Annotated in this window: 1 protein-coding gene; it reads right to left on the bottom strand. The window is 37.6% G+C overall.

What is annotated here, in order from left to right; all coding sequences use genetic code 11:
• A partial coding sequence (locus ADM50_RS02015; protein WP_049484358.1) for an Ltp family lipoprotein occupies nucleotides 1-431 on the bottom strand: 431 nt, incomplete at both ends.

Below are 431 nucleotides of genomic sequence, written 5' to 3' on the forward strand. Positions count from 1 at the left end.
TTGAATTGCATAGTTTGCTTCTTCTTTTGTAAATTTTCCAACATAAGAAGAAGTTAGCCACTCATAAATCTCTGTCTTTGATAAATGGTTATTCTTTCGGTATGCTCTTGCTGTAATTAAGGCATTTGCTTTGTAATCTGCATTCAAGTGATCGATGGCATACTGCGCTGCTGAACTTGAAAAACCATTCCACGTTAATTGGTTATAGAGATCTTTTTTTGACATATGTAAAACCGAATTATAGCTTTTCGCTTTATTTAAAGCAGCATTGTACTGCTTCCCATCTAGTTTTGGTTGCCGCACACCATCGTAGTCTACATAGTGACGGCCACCATCTACCCATTTATCCCTAGCCATTTTACCATCTGATTCAACATAATAACGGCCACCATCTACCCATTCATTCTTGGCCATCTTTCCATCTGATTTGA

This window comes from Streptococcus oralis (assembly GCF_001075675.1).
GTDB classification, from domain to species: domain Bacteria; phylum Bacillota; class Bacilli; order Lactobacillales; family Streptococcaceae; genus Streptococcus; species Streptococcus oralis_V.